At 45.9% G+C, this 19,322-nt stretch carries 18 protein-coding genes; 5 read left to right on the plus strand and 13 right to left on the minus strand.

The annotated features are described in order from the left end of the window. Positions 1-15: 15 nt before the first annotated feature. From rpsC to rpsL, 11 genes are all read right to left on the minus strand, one after another. Complete coding sequence (gene rpsC, locus K7G75_RS14205) at positions 16-732, minus strand: 30S ribosomal protein S3 (RefSeq protein ID WP_222984893.1); 717 nt, start codon at positions 730-732, stop codon at positions 16-18. 10 nt (positions 733-742) lie between these two features. Then, positions 743-1,150 (minus strand): 50S ribosomal protein L22, encoded by a 408-nt coding sequence (gene rplV, locus K7G75_RS14210; RefSeq protein WP_222984894.1) that lies wholly within the window; start codon positions 1,148-1,150, stop codon positions 743-745. Between the two features lie 7 nt (positions 1,151-1,157). Beyond that, the gene (gene rpsS / locus K7G75_RS14215) at positions 1,158-1,436 is read right to left on the minus strand and encodes a 30S ribosomal protein S19 (RefSeq protein WP_222984895.1); all 279 of its coding nucleotides are present in this window, start codon (positions 1,434-1,436) and stop codon (positions 1,158-1,160) included. Between the two features lie 11 nt (positions 1,437-1,447). Further along, positions 1,448-2,272 carry a 50S ribosomal protein L2 gene (gene rplB, locus K7G75_RS14220; protein WP_222984896.1) on the minus strand — a complete coding sequence of 275 codons (825 nt, stop codon included), beginning with the start codon at positions 2,270-2,272 and terminating at the stop codon, positions 1,448-1,450. Between the two features lie 9 nt (positions 2,273-2,281). Further along, positions 2,282-2,572, minus strand: coding sequence for a 50S ribosomal protein L23 (gene rplW, locus K7G75_RS14225; RefSeq protein ID WP_222984897.1), 291 nt, complete (start codon positions 2,570-2,572; stop codon positions 2,282-2,284). Positions 2,573-2,579: 7 nt separating this feature from the next. Continuing rightward, positions 2,580-3,209 carry a 50S ribosomal protein L4 gene (rplD, locus tag K7G75_RS14230; RefSeq protein ID WP_222984898.1) on the minus strand — a complete coding sequence of 210 codons (630 nt, stop codon included), beginning with the start codon at positions 3,207-3,209 and terminating at the stop codon, positions 2,580-2,582. After that, a complete protein-coding gene (gene rplC / locus K7G75_RS14235) occupies positions 3,209-3,832 on the minus strand; it encodes a 50S ribosomal protein L3 (protein ID WP_222984899.1) in 624 nt (207 codons plus the stop codon). The genes rplD and rplC overlap by 1 nt, the downstream gene beginning before the upstream one ends. 161 nt (positions 3,833-3,993) lie before the next feature. Next, positions 3,994-4,299, minus strand: a complete 306-nt coding sequence (rpsJ, locus tag K7G75_RS14240; protein ID WP_007094989.1) for a 30S ribosomal protein S10 — start codon at positions 4,297-4,299, stop codon at positions 3,994-3,996. A gap of 11 nt (positions 4,300-4,310) precedes the next feature. Continuing rightward, entirely contained in the window at positions 4,311-6,437 is a 2,127-nt protein-coding gene (gene fusA / locus K7G75_RS14245) for an elongation factor G (RefSeq protein ID WP_222984900.1), read from the minus strand. An 8-nt stretch (positions 6,438-6,445) separates the two neighbouring features. Beyond that, positions 6,446-6,922, minus strand: a complete 477-nt coding sequence (gene rpsG, locus K7G75_RS14250) for a 30S ribosomal protein S7 (protein WP_222984901.1) — start codon at positions 6,920-6,922, stop codon at positions 6,446-6,448. A gap of 19 nt (positions 6,923-6,941) precedes the next feature. Next, a complete protein-coding gene (rpsL, locus tag K7G75_RS14255) occupies positions 6,942-7,316 on the minus strand; it encodes a 30S ribosomal protein S12 (protein WP_013305196.1) in 375 nt (124 codons plus the stop codon). 567 nt (positions 7,317-7,883) lie between these two features. On the opposite strand from rpsL, the gene K7G75_RS14260 reads away from it, so the two are divergent. Genes K7G75_RS14260 through K7G75_RS14270 form a run of 3 tightly spaced genes read left to right on the plus strand, consistent with a single transcriptional unit; the run spans position 7,884 to position 14,229 of the window. Then, positions 7,884-11,153 carry a SusC/RagA family TonB-linked outer membrane protein gene (locus tag K7G75_RS14260; protein ID WP_222984902.1) on the plus strand — a complete coding sequence of 1,090 codons (3,270 nt, stop codon included), beginning with the start codon at positions 7,884-7,886 and terminating at the stop codon, positions 11,151-11,153. A 22-nt stretch (positions 11,154-11,175) separates the two neighbouring features. Continuing rightward, a complete protein-coding gene (locus K7G75_RS14265; protein ID WP_222984903.1) occupies positions 11,176-12,897 on the plus strand; it encodes a SusD/RagB family nutrient-binding outer membrane lipoprotein in 1,722 nt (573 codons plus the stop codon). Between the two features lie 33 nt (positions 12,898-12,930). Next, the gene (locus K7G75_RS14270; RefSeq protein ID WP_222984904.1) at positions 12,931-14,229 is read left to right on the plus strand and encodes a hypothetical protein; all 1,299 of its coding nucleotides are present in this window, start codon (positions 12,931-12,933) and stop codon (positions 14,227-14,229) included. A 232-nt stretch (positions 14,230-14,461) separates the two neighbouring features. Here the strand turns inward: K7G75_RS14270 and K7G75_RS14275 are convergent, their stop codons facing one another. Next, complete coding sequence (locus K7G75_RS14275) at positions 14,462-14,659, minus strand: hypothetical protein (RefSeq protein WP_222984905.1); 198 nt, start codon at positions 14,657-14,659, stop codon at positions 14,462-14,464. Here K7G75_RS14275 and K7G75_RS14280 point away from each other — a divergent pair. Beyond that, positions 14,658-17,810, plus strand: coding sequence for a VCBS repeat-containing protein (locus K7G75_RS14280; protein WP_222984906.1), 3,153 nt, complete (start codon positions 14,658-14,660; stop codon positions 17,808-17,810). The two genes, K7G75_RS14275 and K7G75_RS14280, sit on opposite strands and share 2 nt — an antisense overlap. A gap of 9 nt (positions 17,811-17,819) precedes the next feature. Further along, positions 17,820-18,551, plus strand: coding sequence for a 23S rRNA (guanosine(2251)-2'-O)-methyltransferase RlmB (gene rlmB / locus K7G75_RS14285; protein ID WP_222984907.1), 732 nt, complete (start codon positions 17,820-17,822; stop codon positions 18,549-18,551). A gap of 2 nt (positions 18,552-18,553) precedes the next feature. On the opposite strand, the gene K7G75_RS14290 is transcribed toward rlmB, so the two are convergent. Further along, positions 18,554-19,282 carry a rhomboid family intramembrane serine protease gene (locus K7G75_RS14290; protein WP_222984908.1) on the minus strand — a complete coding sequence of 243 codons (729 nt, stop codon included), beginning with the start codon at positions 19,280-19,282 and terminating at the stop codon, positions 18,554-18,556. Positions 19,283-19,322: the final 40 nt, after the last annotated feature.

Below are 19,322 nucleotides of genomic sequence, written 5' to 3' on the forward strand. Positions count from 1 at the left end.
GCTTACTTTATCTTATTACTTTCTACGGCGTACTTTTTTGCCTTCCTGCTTACCTGCTTTTGCTGGGCTCTTGGAGGATAGGCCCACTAATGGGGACAAATCCCGCTTTCCATAAACCTCACCATTCATGATCCATACCTTGATGCCCAACCTGCCATAGGTGGTGTGGGCTTCGTGAAGTGCATAATCAACATCTGCCCTAAAGGTGGACAATGGAATCCTTCCTTCCTTGTATGATTCTGAACGTGCCATCTCAGCCCCATTCAATCGTCCGGAAATCTGGACCTTTATTCCTTCAGCGTTCATCCGCATTGCGGCGGCAATGGCCATTTTAATGGCCCTTCTGTAAGAAATACGGCTTTCAATCTGTCTCGCTATACTGGCTGCTACCAAATTGGCATCCAGTTCAGGTCTTTTTATTTCATGTATATTGATCTGAACCTCTTTGTTGGTGATTTTCTTAAGCTCTTCCTTAAGTTTATCCACCTCTTGTCCTCCCTTACCGATAATGATCCCAGGTCTTGCCGTGGTGATGGTTATGGTAATGAGCTTTAAGGTTCTTTCTATGATCACCCTTGACACGCTGGCCTTGGCCAATCGCGCATGGACATATTTTCTTATTTTGTCATCCTCAGCCAGCTTATCGCCGTAATCGTTTCCTCCATACCAGTTGGATTCCCATCCTCTGATAATTCCCAAGCGATTTCCTATTGGATTGGTCTTTTGTCCCATATTTTCTCTTCTAGCTTTGAACGTTGTTACTGGATTCCAACACCATGGTGACATGGTTGGAACGCTTTCTGATTCTATGTGCCCTGCCCTGTGGAGCCGGTCTCAATCGCTTCAACATGGTTCCACCATCCACACGGATTTCCTTAATATAAAGGTCGGCTTCCTCTATGTTGGCCTCCTCGTTTTTAGCCTCCCAGTTGGCAATGGCGGATAGCAAAAGCTTTTCCAATCTTCTTGAAGCCTCTTTTTGATTGAACTTCAGTATGGCCAAAGCCTTTTCCACTTGTTTTCCTCTCACCAAGTCGGCTACCAAGCGCATTTTTCTAGGTGATGTTGGACAATTGTTAAGCTTTGCAATAGCAAGCTGCTTCTTTTCTTCCTTTAACCTTTCGGCCGTTTGTCTTTTACGAACTCCCATAGCTTACTTACCTTTTTCCTTTGTCTTTTGCACCTGCATGACCCCTAAAAGATCGTGTGGGCGAAAATTCACCAAGTTTATGACCAACCATGTTCTCTGTTACATAAACAGGTACAAATTGCCTACCGTTATGAACCGCGATGGTCTGTCCCACAAAATCCGGGGTTATCATAGAGGCTCTTGACCATGTTTTGATAACCGTTTTCTTGCCTGATTCTATATTGGCCTGGACTTTTTTCTCCAGACTATGATGAACGTAAGGTCCTTTTTTTAATGAACGTGCCATTTACTTTTCTTTTATTTCTTTCTACGTTCTATGATATATCTATTCGAATCCTTGGTCCTAGAACGGGTTCTAAATCCTTTTGCAGGAATACCATTCCTAGATCTTGGGTGACCTCCTGAAGCCCTACCTTCACCACCACCCATTGGGTGATCCACAGGGTTCATGGCAACAGGTCTTGTACGTGGTCTTCTACCCAACCATCTGCTCCTACCGGCCTTACCGGATACCAACAACTGGTGGTCGGAATTGGAAACTGCACCAACGGTGGCCAAACAAGTGGCCAATATCATTCTGGTCTCGCCAGAAGGCAATTTAATGGTGACAAACTTTCCATCCTTGGCCATCAACTGGGCAAAAGTACCAGCACTTCGGGCCATAACGGCTCCTTGTCCAGGTCTCAATTCTATACAAGAGATAATGGTACCCAAAGGAATTTCACTCAATGGAAGTGCATTTCCAATTTCTGGGGCAGCATTGGAGCCAGCAGAAATTTTCTGCCCTACCTGCATACCGTTTTGGGCCACTACATATCTTTTTTCACCGTCCTTATATTCAACCAGGGCGATAAACGCCGTTCTGTTGGGATCATACTGGATGGAGACCACAGTGGCATCCATATCCTGCTTGTCCCTCTTGAAATCGATGATACGATATCTTCTTTTATGACCTCCACCTCTATGGCGCATGGTCATTTTTCCTTGACTGTTCCTACCACCTGTCTTTTTTAACGGAGCAAGCAAGCTTTTTTCCGGCTTATCAGTAGTAATCGCGTCAAATCCGTTTACTACTCTAAAACGCTGACCAGGGGTTATCGGTTTTAATTTTCTAACTGACATTTCTTGTCTTTATAGATTGCTGTAAAAATCAATTATATCTCCTTCGGCCACATCAACAATTGCCTTTTTCATGGCGTTTGTTTTTCCATGCTGCACTCCGGTCTTGGTATAACGGCTTCTTCTGCTGGGTCCATAGTTCATGGTTCTCACCTTTTCCACGGAAACACCATAAGTCGCCTCTACCGCTTCCTTGATCTCCAACTTGTTGGCCTTTGGGTCAACATAGAAGCCATAACGATTGAAAAGCTCGCTATCAGCGGTCATTTTTTCCGTAATGATCGGTTTTATCAACACACTCATGATACTTCTATTTCTTTAGGTTCGTTTCAATTCCTTCCAAAGCACTCTCGGTAAGCACGATGCTATTTGCATTAACAATCTTGTAAGTGCTTAATTCTGAATTGGTTACGACTTCGGAACGCTCCAAATTACGCGACGACAAATATACGTTATTATTTGTACCGCCCAACACAATCAGGGACTTTTTGTTTTCCAAGCCCAAAGAGCTCAAAAAGGCCACAAATTCCTTGGTCTTGGGTGCATCAAAATTGAAGTCCTCAACCACAACCAAAGCTTTCTCCTTTGATTTGATGCTCAAGGCCGATTTACGGGCCAATCGCTTCAGGTTTTTGTTAAGCTTTTGGGTATAATCCTTTGGTCTTGGACCAAAAATCCTACCACCACCCCTAAAAACAGGAGACTTTATGCTACCGGCCCTGGCGGTACCAGTACCTTTTTGCTTTTTGATTTTTCGGGTACTACCTGTAATCTCAGCCCTTTCCTTGGCTTTATGGGTACCTTGTCTTTGGTGCGCCAAGTATTGCTTTACATCCAAATAGATGGCATGCTCATTCGGCTCTATGGCGAAAACATCGTCAGAAAGGTCTACCTTTCTTCCGGTTTCTTTTCCTTTGATATCTAAAACTGCTACCTTCATTATTGCCACCTTTGTATAGTTACATATGAATTTTTGTGCCCTGGCACGCAACCTTTTACTACCAAAAGGTTTTTTTCTGGCACAACTTTCAATACTCTAAGGTTTTGAACGGTCACTCGCTCACCACCCATTCTACCGGCCATTCGCATTCCCTTGAAAACCCTTGCAGGATAAGAAGCTGCACCAATGGAACCAGGCGCCCTCAATCTGTTGTGCTGGCCGTGGGTCGCTTGACCAACTCCACCAAAACCATGTCGCTTGACAACTCCTTGGAATCCTTTTCCTTTTGATGTACCTACGACATCCACAAATTCTCCTTCTACAAATAGGTCTACACCTACGGTGTCCCCTAATTTGTATTCTCCTTCAAACCCTTGGAACTCAACGACTTTCTTCTTAGGAGAAGCACCTGCCTTTTTAAAGTGGCCGGATTCGGCCTTATTAGCACGTTTTTCTGCCTTGTCATCGAAACCAAGCTGAAGGGCATTGTACCCGTCCACCTCTTCGGTTCTGACTTGGGTAACCACGCATGGTCCAGCCTCAAGAACGGTACATGGAATGTTCTTTCCATTCTCGTCAAAGATGCTGGTCATACCGATTTTTTTTCCTATTAACCCAGACATATTTATTAATTATTACTTGTTTACTTTTTTGTTGCGCCAATTTCCTGGCAAAAAAATTGGGTCAAGAAAAGACTCTGCTCTGACCCAGATTTTTTTCTTTCACCGTTTTTCCTGGACCGTCGTCCAGGACATGTCATTTTCGCCCAAGGACGAAAACATCATCATACTTTTATCTCAACCTCAACACCGCTGGGAAGCTCTAGCTTCATAAGGGCATCAATGGTTTTTGACGAGGAGCTGTATATATCCAAAAGTCTTTTGTACGAGCTCAATTGGAACTGCTCCCTAGATTTTTTGTTCACGTGCGGTGAACGCAAAACCGTAAATATCTTTTTATGCGTCGGTAACGGAATGGGGCCTGTAACGACAGCACCTGTTGTCTTCACCGTTTTCACGATCTTTTCAGCAGATTTGTCCACCAAATTATGATCGTAAGACTTTAATTTTATTCTAATTTTTTGACTCATCTTGCTGAAAATTAAGCGGTTACCCCTTTTGTTGCTTTAATTACCTCTTCTGCTATGTTGGAAGGTGTTTCTGCGTAGTGGGAAAATTCCATGGTGGAAGTTGCCCTACCTGAAGATAGTGTTCTCAACGAGGTTACGTATCCAAACATTTCCGATAGCGGTACCTCGGCCTTGATAACCTTGGAACCTGCCCTGTCGTCCATATTGTTCACTTGACCTCTTCTACGGTTCAAGTCACCTACAATGTCACCCATGTTCTCTTCTGGGGTAAGCACCTCCAACTTCATGATAGGCTCCATCAATACGGCCCTAGCGGCCCTGGCGGCAACTTTGTAACCCAATCTGGCTGCAAGTTCAAAGGACAATGAATCGGAATCCACAGGGTGGAAAGATCCGTCCTTAAGGGTAATTTTCATACTATCCATCTCAAATCCGGCCAGAGGACCATTTTTCATGGCTTCCCTGAATCCTTTTTCTATGGATGGGATATATTCTTTAGGAATGTTACCTCCTTTGATCTCATTGACAAACTCCAATCCAACTTTACCTTCTTCCGCAGGCTGCATGGTAAACACAATGTCCGCAAACTTACCTCGACCACCGGTTTGTTTCTTGTAAACTTCCCTGTGGTTGGCCATTGCGGTTAAAGATTCCTTGTATTCAACCTGCGGTTGACCTTGGTTTACCTCTACCTTGAACTCGCGTCTCAAACGGTCGACAATGATATCCAGGTGAAGCTCGCCCATACCTGAAATGATGGTCTGGCCTGAAGCTTCATCAGTTTTTACTTGGAAAGTAGGATCCTCTTCTGCCAATTTGGACAAAGCCATGCCCAATTTATCAACATCAGCTTTTGTTTTTGGCTCCACAGCGATACCGATAACGGGATCTGGAAAGTTCATACTCTCCAAAACGATCGGGTGTTTCTCATCAGAAAGGGTATCCCCTGTTTTGATGTCCTTAAATCCAACGGCTGCACCAATATCTCCTGCCTCGATAAAGTCGATGGCATTCTGTTTGTTGGCATGCATCTGGTAGATTCGAGAAATACGCTCCTTGTTTCCTGAACGATTGTTCAATACATAAGAACCAGCATCCAATCTACCGGAATATGCTCTAAAGAAGGCCAGACGCCCTACGAAAGGATCGGTTGCAATCTTGAAAGCCAAGGCAGCAAACGGTTCTTTTGGGTCTGGTTTTCTTTTTTCTTCTTTTTCTGTATCGGGATTTACACCGATTATAGCGTCCTTGTCCAATGGAGATGGCAGGTAACGGCAAACGGCATCCAAAAGGAATTGAACTCCCTTATTCTTGAAGGAAGAACCACATACCATTGGGATGATGGCCCTGTCCATTACAGCTGCACGAAGTGCTGCATGCACTTCATCCTCGGTGATGGAGTCTTCGTCCTCGAAGAATTTCTCCATCAAAGCCTCATCATATTCCGCAACTGCTTCAATCAATGCAGCTCTGAACTCCTTTACTTCATCTTGCATTTCTGCTGGAATATCAACAATATCGAAAGTGGACCCAAAATTGTCATCGTGCCATACGATAGCCCTGTTCTTTACCAAGTCAACAATCCCTTTAAAATCGGCCTCGTCACCTATTGGCAATACAATCGGCACGGCATTGGAACCCAACATTTCACGAACTTGCTTGCACACAAGCAAGAAATTCGATCCCTGACGGTCCATTTTATTTACGAAACCAATACGGGGCACTTTATAGTTATCGGCCAACCTCCAGTTAGTCTCGGACTGGGGCTCAACACCGTCAACAGCGCTGAAAAGGAAAACCAGCCCGTCCAAAACACGAAGTGAACGGTTTACCTCAACGGTAAAGTCCACGTGACCGGGGGTATCGATAATATTAAAGTGATAACCGTGTGCATCGCTTGTAGGCTTGCCCTGCTCCGTTGGGAACTGCCAGGTACATGTGGTAGCGGCAGAGGTAATGGTGATACCACGCTCCTGCTCTTGCTCCATCCAGTCCATGGTAGCGGCACCATCGTGCACCTCACCAATTTTGTGGCTCACACCTGTATAAAAAAGAATACGTTCCGTGGTAGTTGTTTTCCCAGCATCAATATGCGCTGCAATACCTATATTCCTTGTATATTTTAAATCTCTTCCCATTTTCTTGATTAGAATCTAAAGTGTGAGAATGCTTTATTGGCCTCAGCCATTTTATGGGTATCCACTCTTTTCTTCACAGCGGCACCTTCTTCTTTTGACGCAGCCAGAATCTCAGCGGCCAATTTTTGGGCCATTGATTTCTCGTTACGCTTTCTTGAGTAGCTGATCAACCATTTCATGGCTGTGGATATCTTTCTGTCCGGACGAATCTGCATTGGAATCTGGAACGTTGCTCCACCCACTCTTCTACTCCTTACCTCAACATGGGGCATAACGTTGGAAAGTGCGTCTTTCCAAAGATCCAGTCCAGTTTTTTCTTCGTTCGTGTTTTTTTCGTCGACTATGTCAATTGCATCATAAAATATCTTGAATGCAATTGATTTCTTGCCATCCCACATCATCATGTTCACAAAACGAGTGACCAATTGATCGTTAAATCTTGGGTCTGGCAACAATGGTCTTTTCTTTGCCTGCTTTTTTCTCATTGCTTCTTCTTAAAGTTGATTACTTTTTAGGACGCTTTGCACCATACTTTGACCTTCGTTGCGTTCTCCCCGCCACTCCGGCAGTATCCAACGCCCCTCGGACAATGTGGTATCGCACACCAGGCAAATCCTTTACTCTTCCACCTCTAACCAATACTATCGAGTGCTCTTGCAGGTTGTGTCCCTCTCCTGGAATGTAGGCGTTCACTTCCTTGCCGTTGGTCAACCTTACCCTTGCAACTTTACGCATTGCGGAGTTTGGTTTTTTAGGCGTAGTAGTGTAAACACGCGTACACACCCCTCTTCTTTGGGGACACGAATCCAAAGCAGCCGATTTACTCTTCTTGGTAATTGTGGCTCTTCCTTTTCGTACTAATTGTGAAATTGTTGGCATTAAATTTCTATTATAAAACTAAATAACCCTCATTTTGAGGGCTGCAAATGTAGTGATATTTCGGAATAATTCAAATCCTGAAAGATTAAATTTGATTACCACCCAAAAAAACATCTTTTCCAAATTCAAACCAGGGCCTTAACCGTAACCCTCCATGATGATTCCAACAGAATTATTCTCTCATCCTTTAGGTAATCTATTAAGGTTCGGTTGTGAATTTCTTAAAATTTTTAAAGACAACAGGAAATAGGCTTCATGTGTTTTTGCCTCTTTTCGATTCGGTCCATAAAAAAATAAACAAGTATATATATTAAGGTATATTGTTAATAAAGTGATATACCGTGAAAACGTTTTGGTTGATATCATTGGTCTAACACCGTATTCCTTTCCTCACTATTTGCAGTTTGAACAATTACAGGATGAACAAATTGCAGGGTCCATAATAAACCATAAGGATTTTGAAGTAAACGTATTTACTATGGCCTGAATAAAAATTTAGTAAAATTAGTTTGGATTATTAACATGAAATTATGATTTTAGCGGCTAGCTAATTCAAATAATTTTAAAATGAGAACAAAACTTAATGGATTGTTAACGCTATTATTGGCGTTTGTTGTGCATGTTTCCTTTGCACAAGACAAGACGATTACAGGTACCGTCACGGATGCTGACGGACTTCCGTTGCCTGGGGTCAACATTGTCGTTGAAGGGACCACTAATGGTACCCAAACAGATTTCGATGGAAATTACGCGATCAGTGCAAGCGAGGGCCAGGCACTGCTTTTCACCTATATAGGGCAGAGACCTTCCCGGAGGGTCGTTGGCGCGGCGAGCGTTGTGAACGTTCAGATGGAGGAGGACACCCAGGCCCTTGAGGAGGTTGTTGTGACGGCCCTTGGTATCAAAAGGGAAAAGCAGGCACTTGGCTATGCGGTGACCGAGGTCGGCGAGGAGCAATTGGAGTCGCGCCCAGAGGGCGATGTCGCCAGGGTGCTCCAGGGTAAGGCTGCCGGTGTACAGATCACCAACCAGAGCGGTCTGTCCGGTTCCGCGACCAACGTGGTCATCCGTGGCCAATCTACTTTCAGTGGTAGCAACCAAGCGCTGTTTATCGTGGACGGTGTCCCGTTCAGTTCCGATACGAACTCGGTCGGAAGACAGGGTGACCGTCAGGATTTTGTCAACGGTAACAACGGTTCTTCCCGTTTCCTTGACCTTGACCCGAACAGTATAGAGAGCGTGAACGTGCTCAGGGGTCTGGCGGCAGCAACACTATATGGTTCCCAAGGACGTAACGGGGTCATTCTTATCACCACCAAAGGTGGATCCGCAGGGGCCTCCGGTCCAAAGAAGACCGAGATCACTGTGAACTCATCCCTGTTCTTCAACGAGATAGCCTCGCTTCCGGACTACCAGGACGAGTACGGTAACGGTTTCGACCAAAACTTTGGGTGGTTCTTCAGTAACTGGGGACCTAACTTCCGAAGGGAGGGACCTTCTGGATGGGGCTTACAACCGGCCATAAACGGGACCCAATCAGGTGCCCCTGGCTTTTTGCGCCATCCCTATTCAACATCTACCAGTGCCATCCAGGCCGCCTTTCCAGAATTCCAGGGAGCGGTATATGAGTGGAGGCCCTATGACAGTGTCGATAAGTTCTTCAAGACCGGGGCGGTGGCCAACACCTCCATCAACGTGCGCGGGGCATCGGATGATGGCAAGATCGGGTATAACCTTAACTATGGTTACCTAAAGGACAACGGGTTCACCCCGAACAACAGTGTGACGCGTAATACCCTTTCAGTCGGGGGCCGCGCCATCCTGTCCAACAAATTTACAGTGGCGGGTACGCTGAACTTCGCAAGGACCAAGTTTATCTCCCCTCCCGTGGCACTTAGCCAGGGTAACGGAGCTACAGGCTCAGGTTCCTCAGTGTTCGGTGACCTTTGGTTCACCCCAAGGAGCATCGACGTACAGGGACTTCCCTTCCAGAACCCCATTACTGGTGGAAGTGTGTACTACCGCCAGAACAACTCAATACAGCACCCGTTGTGGACAGTGGCCAATGCCGAGAGCAGCCAGGAGACCAACAGGGTTTTCGGGCAGGCCACCGTGCAATATGACATCAGCGACAACCTCAACATTATTTATCGTGCGGGTATCGATGTCTACAGCGAGAACAACGTAAACCTCCAGAACAAAGGGGGTATCAACAGTAACAGTGGTGACGTGAGGTTGGCCAGCGGTTTCTACGAGACCTGGAACAACACCAACACCATCTGGGACCACAACCTGGTGCTTAATGGTGACTATGATATAACGGACAAGGTGGGCTCTACCTTTAACTTGGGGGCCACCTCAAGGAGGACCGTCTTCGACCAGAACGGTGTGGCCAGTGATGGCCAGCAGGTGTTCGGCGTCCTTAGGCACTTCAACTTCCTAAACCAGAATGAGATTCAGACATTTGTGGAGCAGAACATCGTTGGGGTCTACGGACAAGCCGACTTCGATTATGACAACATGGTCTATGTGACATTGGCCGGAAGGAACGACTGGGTATCCAATTTCGCCAAGGACAACAGGACGCAGTTCTACCCAAGTGCCAGTGTGTCATTTATCCCAACAGCAGCTTTTGATGGGCTCAAGTCCGAGAACATCCTCAACTACCTGAAGATACGTGGGGGCATTGGGGTATCCGCGAACTTTGATGCGGGATCTAGCAACTATCCCACTGTGAGCACCCTGTTCCTTGATGCACAGGACGTGCAGGACGGTTCGGGACAGAACGTTGTGACCAATACAACCGGTACCCGTCTAGGCAACGAGAACCTCCAACCAGAAACACTCGAAGAGATTGAGCTAGGTGTGGAGTCCAGATGGTGGAACAACCGGATCACCTTTGATGCTTCAGTATATCAGCGAACCACCAACGATTTGATTTTGGACAGGTTCCTTGATCCGGCCACAGGGTTCCTGAGGACCTCCACCAACATCGGGGAGATAGAATCCGAGGGAGTGGAGATGGACCTTGGTGTAGAATGGTTCAGGGCCAATGAAGAAGGTGGGTTCTCCTGGAGGACCAATGTTAACTTCACCGCTTACGAGACCACAGTCACGGATTTGGGTCTTGATACCGATCAAGTGGTGTACTCTGGATTCTCAAACCTCGGTAACGCTGCCATAGAGGGAGAGCCATTGGGCGTGCTCTTTGGTAGTAAAATCTTAAGGGATGCCAACGGGGACTTTGTAATTGGGGCCGATGGCTACTTTGTACAAGATCCCGAGGATGGTATTATAGGTGACCCCAACCCGGACTGGGTGGCTAACGTAATCAACTCTGTCTCCTACAAGAACTTCACCTTAGGGTTCCAATGGAACTATACCCAAGGTGGGGATGTATACTCCAGTACCATTTCGACCCTTTTGGGAAGGGGACTGATTACAGAGACCATCGACAGAGAGGATACATACATCCTACCTGGTGTTGATGCCAACGGCAATCCCAACAATCTGCAGATCAACAACTCCGACTTCTGGTTCAGCAATGTATTGTTTGGTCCCAACGAAATGCAGGTTTATGATGCTACCACCTTGCGTTTGCAGGAGGCCTCTTTGAGCTATGCGCTTCCCAAGAAGTTCTTGGACAAGACTCCTTTCGGGGCACTCAGTTTCACCGTTTCAGGACAAAACCTATGGTTCAGGGCCTTCAACACACCCAAGGGCGCCAACTTTGACCCCAACACGGCCGGTCTTGGCGTTTCTAACGGACAGGGCTTCGACTTCATTAACGGTCCAAGTTCCAGAAGGTACGGTCTGAGCGTAAAAGCAACATTCTAAGAATAAAAAAACTATGAGAATAATGAGAAATATCAATAAATATATAGCAATAGCGGTCCTTGGGACCACCCTTGCGATGGTTTCCTGTGAGACGACCGAACTGGATCTCACAGCGAACCCCAACGCACTCACCCCTGATCAGGCAAACCCTGATTTCTTCCTGAGCTCAATCCAGGAAGACTTTATCCGACAGTTTGAGGGTGATGCGGATTTTGACGCAAACGATAACTGGGCCTCTGGAGGTAATACCACTGGGGACGGTTTCAACGAGTTGGGTATGGAACTCACCCGGATCGTTAACCTATCGGGAAGGAACTACTTGAGTGCCTACCAAGGCTCCGATATGAATGACGAATGGGCCAATGCCTATCAGGGTATTTTGAACGATATCCGTCAGATGCAGCCCTTGGCCGAGGAGGCTGAGCTTACCCACCACTTAGGGATAGCCCAGTTCATAGAGGCCTTCCTTATGGTAAGCATGGTTGACTTCTTCGGGGACGTTCCCTATACAGAGGCCATACAGGCCGAATCTGGGGAGCCCAATTTCAACCCTGCCGTGGATAGTGGCGAGAGCATCTATGCTGCCAGTCTGGCCCTTTTGAACCAGGCCATTGCCAACTTTGCGAGTGATGCGGCATCAGATCCCGTTGTGGATTTCTATTATGGTAATGACTATGATCTATGGACCAAGGCGGCCAATACCTTAAAGATGAAGATCTATCTCCAGACACGTTTGGTGGACGGAAGTGCCCTTTCGGCCTTCGACGCCATCGTCGCCAGCGGTAACTACATTACAGACACCTCGGAGGACATGCTCTGGGAGTGGCCAGCCTCCAGTGCCACACAGCCCGATACAAGGCACCCAAGGTTCGGTATCAACTATCAGGATGCAGGAGCTAACGAATACATGTCCAACTGGCTCATGAACCTGATGGACACCTCGGATGACCCTAGGATTCGGTACTATTTCTACCGTCAGAACAATGCTACCCCCGGTGCCCCTGGGATAGACCCTGATGAGGAAACCTTGACCTGTTCATTGAACACGCCACCGGCGCACTATGTTAACGGCGGCTTTACGTTCTGTTCCCTGCCCAATGGCTACTGGGGACGTGACCATGGGGATGCCGACGGTATCCCACCTGATGGTCTTTTGAGGACAGTTTATGGCGTGTATCCCGTGGGCGGGCTTTTTGACGATGACACCTTTGCCGAGACAGGCCCGAATTCCGGGACCGGAGGGAACGGGATCAGTAACCTGTTGACCGCCTTTGGCGTGGACTTTATGTTGGCCGAAAGGGCCATGGTGGCCGGGAACGTTCCCGCGGCACAGACAGCCCTTATCAATGCGGTCACCAAGTCCATCGAAAAGGTCCTGGCCTTCTCCACTCCAAGACTGGGGAGCGCCGATGCTTCGTTCGCCCCTTCTGCAGGTGACATAAGCGGGTTCATCAACGAATTGACCATAGCCTTTGACGAGGCAGACAACAATGGCAAATGGGACATAATCGGTGAGCAGTATTTTGTGGCCCACTTTGGCAATGGTGTAGAGCCCTACAACTTCTACAGGAGGACCAACTTCCCAACGACCCTGCAGCCCAACCTGGAGCCAAACCCGGACGTCTTCATCCAGTCCATGTACTATCCAACGGATGCGGTGAACAACAACTCGAACATCACCCAAAAGGCCAACCAGCAACAGCCGGTCTTCTGGGACGACAACGGGGTGCCCCCAGCTAACTAATAAAAAACTGCAATGATTATAAAAACAAGATTCATGAAAAATTTCAAGACATATATACTGCTCGCATTGGTGGTCCTCGTGACTGCCTGTAGCGAGGACGATAAGATCACGCTCCTGGTACAGGACACTTTCACCTCGGGTGCAGTCCTTAGGACCTTGGACGAGGACGGGGCACTGGACATGTTCGACGAGAGCGCCGTGCTTTCCTGGTCCATACAGGAACAGGACCGTGGGGATGGCGATTTGTTGGACAGGGTTGAGATAACCGTAAGCTTTGTGGACAACAACGGGACAACGGACGACTCAGTATCCGATGTGGCCCTGGCCACCATCACCGAGTTCGGTTCCACTGATGGACTCCCTAGCTTTGACTACAGTGCCACCCTCGGAGAGCTTTTGACCGCCACAGGACTTACACTTCTGGACATCCTTCCGGGTGACCAGTTCATCATTGACATGGAACTATTCCTTACCGATGGTCGTTCGTTCGATGCTTCGTCCCCGACCGGTACGGTGAGCGGTGGATCCTTTTTCAGCTCCCCGTTCCAGTATACCTATGATGTGGATGATGGCATCGAATTTGAACTTGAGGACGTCAACGCGAACGAGGTATCGCTTACCAATCCCAATGATGACTATGCTGTGACCATCAGCATCGGGGATTCCCTGTTGATCGATGCAGGCCTGGTGGAGACCTTGAACGTATACCGTAGGTTTGTTGATAGGAGCATCGGTGAGGGTGAGCCCAATCTTTCAGAGCCTGAGGCTCTTTATGCCACATTTGACATTGCCACTGACTTTACCGTTGGCGAAGATGGGATTGCCACTCTTGATTTTGTTATTGCCCTTGATGACCTCTATGGGCCTAACCTTACGTTCGACGACCTTGGCCTGAACGATGGGTTCAACATTCGTTATGAGATTGTTACCGCCGATGGGCGTGTAGTGACCGTGGACAATGAGAACGACATAGGTGATGAATTCTTTGATCCCGTTATCGTTACGGAATGTATCCAGCTTAACGCGGATGCACCGTTCCCAGGTGAGTACACAATCCAGTTTACTGATACATTCGGCGACGGATGGGACGGTGCTCTCTTTGAGGTTACAGTTGATGATGGTGAGACAGAGACCTTTACCTTGGAAAATGGTGAAAGCGGCGAGGCCACCTTCACCGTTCCTGAAGGTGCTGTCACTTTGTTGATTGTATATGTGCCCGGCAACTTCGAGGAAGAGCATATCTTCAGAATCTTGGATCCAAACGGAAATGCTGCTGCGGACGGTGGACCATTTATTACACCCGGTCCAGTGACCCTTTTGGTCTGTGAATAAATAGATTACAGTCTTTTTAAAAAAAGGGCATCCAATACTGGATGCCCTTTTTCTTTAATGACCAATTGTACTGAGAACCAATCACTGAGAAAAAGAAGAAAACTATTTTATGAATTATAAATTTAATTTGTGGAACATACTTGGTAATTTTACAACGCAAACTAAATTCCTGTTACGTGTTTTCCAATAGATCAGAACCTAATTTTAGTAGTGTGGGGCCAGACAACTCTATTCAAAGCATTTTTTCTGTTCTTCGCCATATTTGTCCAATACTAATTTTGTCATTTTTTTCAAATTGTGCGGAGGGAGATAAAGAGGATAAAACCCCACTCTCTGCACTATCCGAAACAAAAAGGATATTTGAACGGACTAGCTCTGAAATGACTGGAATAAGCTTCGCCAATACAATCAAACACGATGTGTCTTCCATGCAAAACCTTTTCGACTACGACTATTTCTACAACGGTGCGGGAGTGGGTCTGGAAGATTTGAACAATGACGGTCTCCTGGACATTTTCTTCTGTGGAAACCAATTGCCAAACAAGCTATATCTAAACCAAGGCAATCTTATATTCAACGATGTAACCGAAACTGCCAATATCAATACTGGCAAGGACTGGTCCAATGGTGTCACCTTTGTAGATATCAATACAGACGGCTGGATGGACATTTATGTTTCCCAAGGCGGCCCCAATATCCGTGACAATCGGAAAAACCTGCTTTTAATCAACCAACAGGACGGCACTTTTCAAGAAATGGCAGAACACTATGGCCTTGCAGACATGGGAATCAGTACGCAATCCGCTTTTTTTGATTTTGACAAAGATGGTGATTTGGACTGCCTCGTGATGAATGAAAATGAGCTTTATGGAATGGACCCCATTACCTTTGGCAGATATGCAACAGCCAATGAGGAAACCATTTATTTCAATTCCTCGCATTTATATAGAAATGATGGTGGCAAGTTTGTAGATGTCACCAAACAGGCGGGAATGCAAAAACCCATATTCGGTCTTGGTTTGGCCATCTCTGACATCAACGAAGATGGATGGATGGACATCTATATGGCGAGTGACTACTACCTTCCCGATGTGCTATACATGAACAACCAGGATGGTACTTTCTCAGATACCATCAAAGAATCCACCGAGCAGATATCTTTCTACGGTATGGGTATTGACATTGCCGATGTGGACAATGACAATCTACAGGACATTTTTGTATTGGACATGGCTGCCAACGATCATGTGCGTTCCAAAACCCTAATGGCATCCATGAATACCCAGCGATTTGATTATCTAGTGAACAAAGCCGGGTTCCATTATCAATATATGTACAATTCTTTGCAGAAGAATATCGGCAATGGAAAATTCAACAACATTTCACAACTATCCGGGGTTGCCAATACCGATTGGAGTTGGTCCGTGCTTATGAACGACTTCGATTTGGATGGCCATAAAGAAATCCATGTGACCAATGGGTATCGCCGGTACGCACTGGACAACGATTTGCAAAGAAAGGTTTTTGACGCTCGGCAAAAATACGGTTCCCAAGTCCCGCTGGAGGTAAAACAAAGACTGTATGAGTCCATGCCGTCAGAAAAATTACCAAATATCATGTACAAGAGAAATTCGGACCTTGTTTATGAAAACGTTTCAGACGATTGGGGCATGGGTGATTTTTCATTCAGTAATGGAGCCGCTTCCGGTGATTTGGACAACGATGGCGATTTGGATATTGTCATCAACAATATGGACGAAGAGGCTTTTGTTTATCAAAACCTATCCATTGAAAAAAAGTTGGGCAATTATCTCAAAGTGATTCCCAAAGGGGATTCTTCGGAAGAGTTTGCCAAAGTAGAAATACAGATGGGTGACCATACCCAAATGATAGAGGTGAAAAGGGTACGGGGCTACCGCTCAGCACAGGAAAACATTGCGTTTTTTGGATTGGGTCCGCATTCAACCGTGGACACGGTGACCATATATTGGAAAAATGGGAAAATGGAGCAAAAATTCAATGTCCCCGCCAATACCACACTCACATTCCATAAAAAGGATGCGTCCACTCCCATTCCGCAAAAATCCTGGCCAGGAAAATTCTTTGAACGGGGAAATCATCCTATTGCAGGTTTGGATTATGCACATGTCGAAAATGCGTATGATGATTTTGAAATAGAAATATTACTGCCCTACAAGCAGTCCACCATGGGGCCCTTTATCACCAAAGGGGATATAAACAACGATGGATTAATGGACCTTCATATTGGGGGTGCCTCCGGACAACCTGGGCAGCTTTTCGTACAAACAACCTCTGGATTTAGAAAGATAACATCCCCTGCCCTTTCCAACGATGCTCAATTTGAGGATATGGAATCCGTGTTTTTTGATTTTGATGGGGACCAAGATCTCGATCTATACGTGGTAAGCGGAGGAAACGAATTTGAGGAACATTCTTCCTATCATACCGATAGACTCTACATCAACAATGGGAAAGGACAGTTCAACAAAAAGGACATGGGCGCATTGAGATCTTATCCAAAAAATGGAAAGTCTGTCTCTATCATAGACTTTGATAAAGATGGTGACAATGATATTTTGGTGGGCAACAGGGTCATCCCAAAAAAATATCCCAATCCGCAATCATCCACTTTATATGAGAACAGGGATGGTGAATTGATTGACGTAACCCAGAAAGTAGCGCCCCAATTGCTGAATTTTGGCATTGTCAATGATATCCAAACCACAGATGTGAACAACGACGGATGGGAAGATTTCATTGCAGTTGGTGAATGGACCGGTGTAGGTGTGTTTCTTAACAAAAAAGGTGTTTTTGAAAATGTTTCCGAAGGAAATCCCATTTTAAGCGAAAAAGGCTGGTGGTTTTCAGTACATGAGACTGATGTCAATAAGGATGGCTTAAAGGATTATGTGGTTGGCAATGTTGGCCTCAACATCAAATTTAAGGCATCTCCAGAAAAACCATTTAAGGTTTACGCCACCGACTTTGATGACAATGGGACCAATGACATTGTTTTGAGCAAAAAATACCACGATACCTATGTGCCGGTTAGGGGAAGGGAATGTTCATCACAACAAATGCCCTTTATCAAAGAAAAATTTGAAACTTACTCTGAATTTGCCAATGCAAGTTTGGTGGACATCTATGGTGAAAAGCTCGAAAATTCGTATGAAAACAGCGTTACGGAGTTCCAGTCCATCATATTGATCAACAAGGGTGACAACCAATTTGAAAAAGCCGTGCTACCAATAGATGTACAAACCTTTCCTCTCATGGATTGTGTCTTTATGGATATCAATCATGATGGTTTTGAGGACATTGTTGCGGCAGGAAACATCTATGAAACGGAAGTGGAAACCCCAAGGTTGGACGCTATTTCTGGAATTGTACTGCTCTCCAATGGCAAAGATGGTTACACCAGTGTGCCTCAGCAGGATTCGGGTCTTTGGCTGGAAGGCAATGTAAAAAGTTTGGATACCTTTACCAATGCTGGCAAGGAAATGTTTTTGCTAAGCGCAGCGAACAATGGTCCTTTAAGGGCCTACAAATTACTTCAATAAACATTCCCTATGAACAGCCAAATCTACGGTATCCGGGCCATACTGGAGGCCATTGCCGCCGAACAGCCCATAAACAAGATTTTCCTTCAAAAAGGACTCAAAGGAGAGTTGTACCAGGAATTGGAGGCGACCATTCGCAAAACGGGCATCAGTCGGTCCTATGTTCCCGTTGAAAAGCTCAATAGGCTGACCAGGAACAACCACCAAGGTGCGGTCGCGCAGATTTCCCCGGTCTCCTTTCACGATTTTGAAGTTTTGGTTGAAGCAGTCATCCAAAAAGAAACCAAGCCCTTCTTGTTATTGTTGGACCAAGTCTCTGACGTCAGAAATTTTGGAGCCATTATCAGAACGGCCGAATGTTCTGGTGTTCACGGCATTATAATCCCCAAAACAGGTGCGGCACCCATTACCGAGGATACCGTAAAAACGTCGGCAGGTGCCATCTTCAACATCCCGATAGCAAAGGTGGAGCATTTAAAGGATGCCATTTTTTATCTACAATCTTCAGGTATTTCGGTGGTGGCCGCCACAGAAAAAACGGACATCGAGCTTTATGATGTGGATTTTGACCGCCCGTGTGCCATAATCATGGGTTCTGAGGGCCATGGAATTTCGCCTTCCATACTTGCACTGGTGGATGAACAGGCCAAACTTCCCTTATTGGGTTCTATTGGTTCCTTGAACGTTTCAGTGGCCTGTGGAGTTTTTCTATATGAAGTGGTTCGGCAAAGAAAAGGGTAGCCTTACTCCTTATCCTTCTTTTTGTAATGATATTGAACGGAAACATGGTCCTTCTGGTCATCGTCCAAATTACCCTCAATGAAATTGCCATCCTCATCAAAGTGTTTTAAAAAAGGATCTTCCTCCTCATTGTAATCTTCCCTTTCCCAAGCATACTTTTTCTCTTTGGGTACCTTCACCCTAATCATCAAAGCAAGGAAGAGTCCTGTCAGGAATCCTGAAAGATGCCCTTCCCAAGATATTCCGTCCTTTACCGGAAAAATGTACCAGATCATACTTCCATAGATGAAAACCACTACCAGGGAAATAGCGACCAATCTAAAATGCTTGGTCAAAATCCCTTTAAAGAAAATAAAACTCGCCAGTACATAGATCAGCCCACTGGCCCCAATATGAAAGGACGGCCTGCCAATGAACCACGTCAATAATCCAGAGATGAGCACGCCAAGGATAACGATCCGTAATGCCTGTTTTTGATAAAAATAGAACAGGAAAGAAGTCAACACGGCCAAAGGCAATGTGTTGTTATAAAGATGCTCAACAGAGCCATGGATGAATGGACTGAACAAAACACCCTTCAACCCACTGATTTTCCTTGGATGAATCCCAAAATCGTTCAGGTTGACCCCCAAACGCAGTTCAGCCCAAAAAACCGTCCAAATGGCCAAAATGGCCACCAATGGTGCCAAGATCACGGAATTGGAAATCTTAAAATGATCGCTTGTTGACATATTGCATAATGAATCAATTAATCGGCCATAAAGTTGAATT

Source organism: Flagellimonas meishanensis (genome assembly GCF_019880545.1).
Classification (GTDB): domain Bacteria; phylum Bacteroidota; class Bacteroidia; order Flavobacteriales; family Flavobacteriaceae; genus Flagellimonas; species Flagellimonas meishanensis.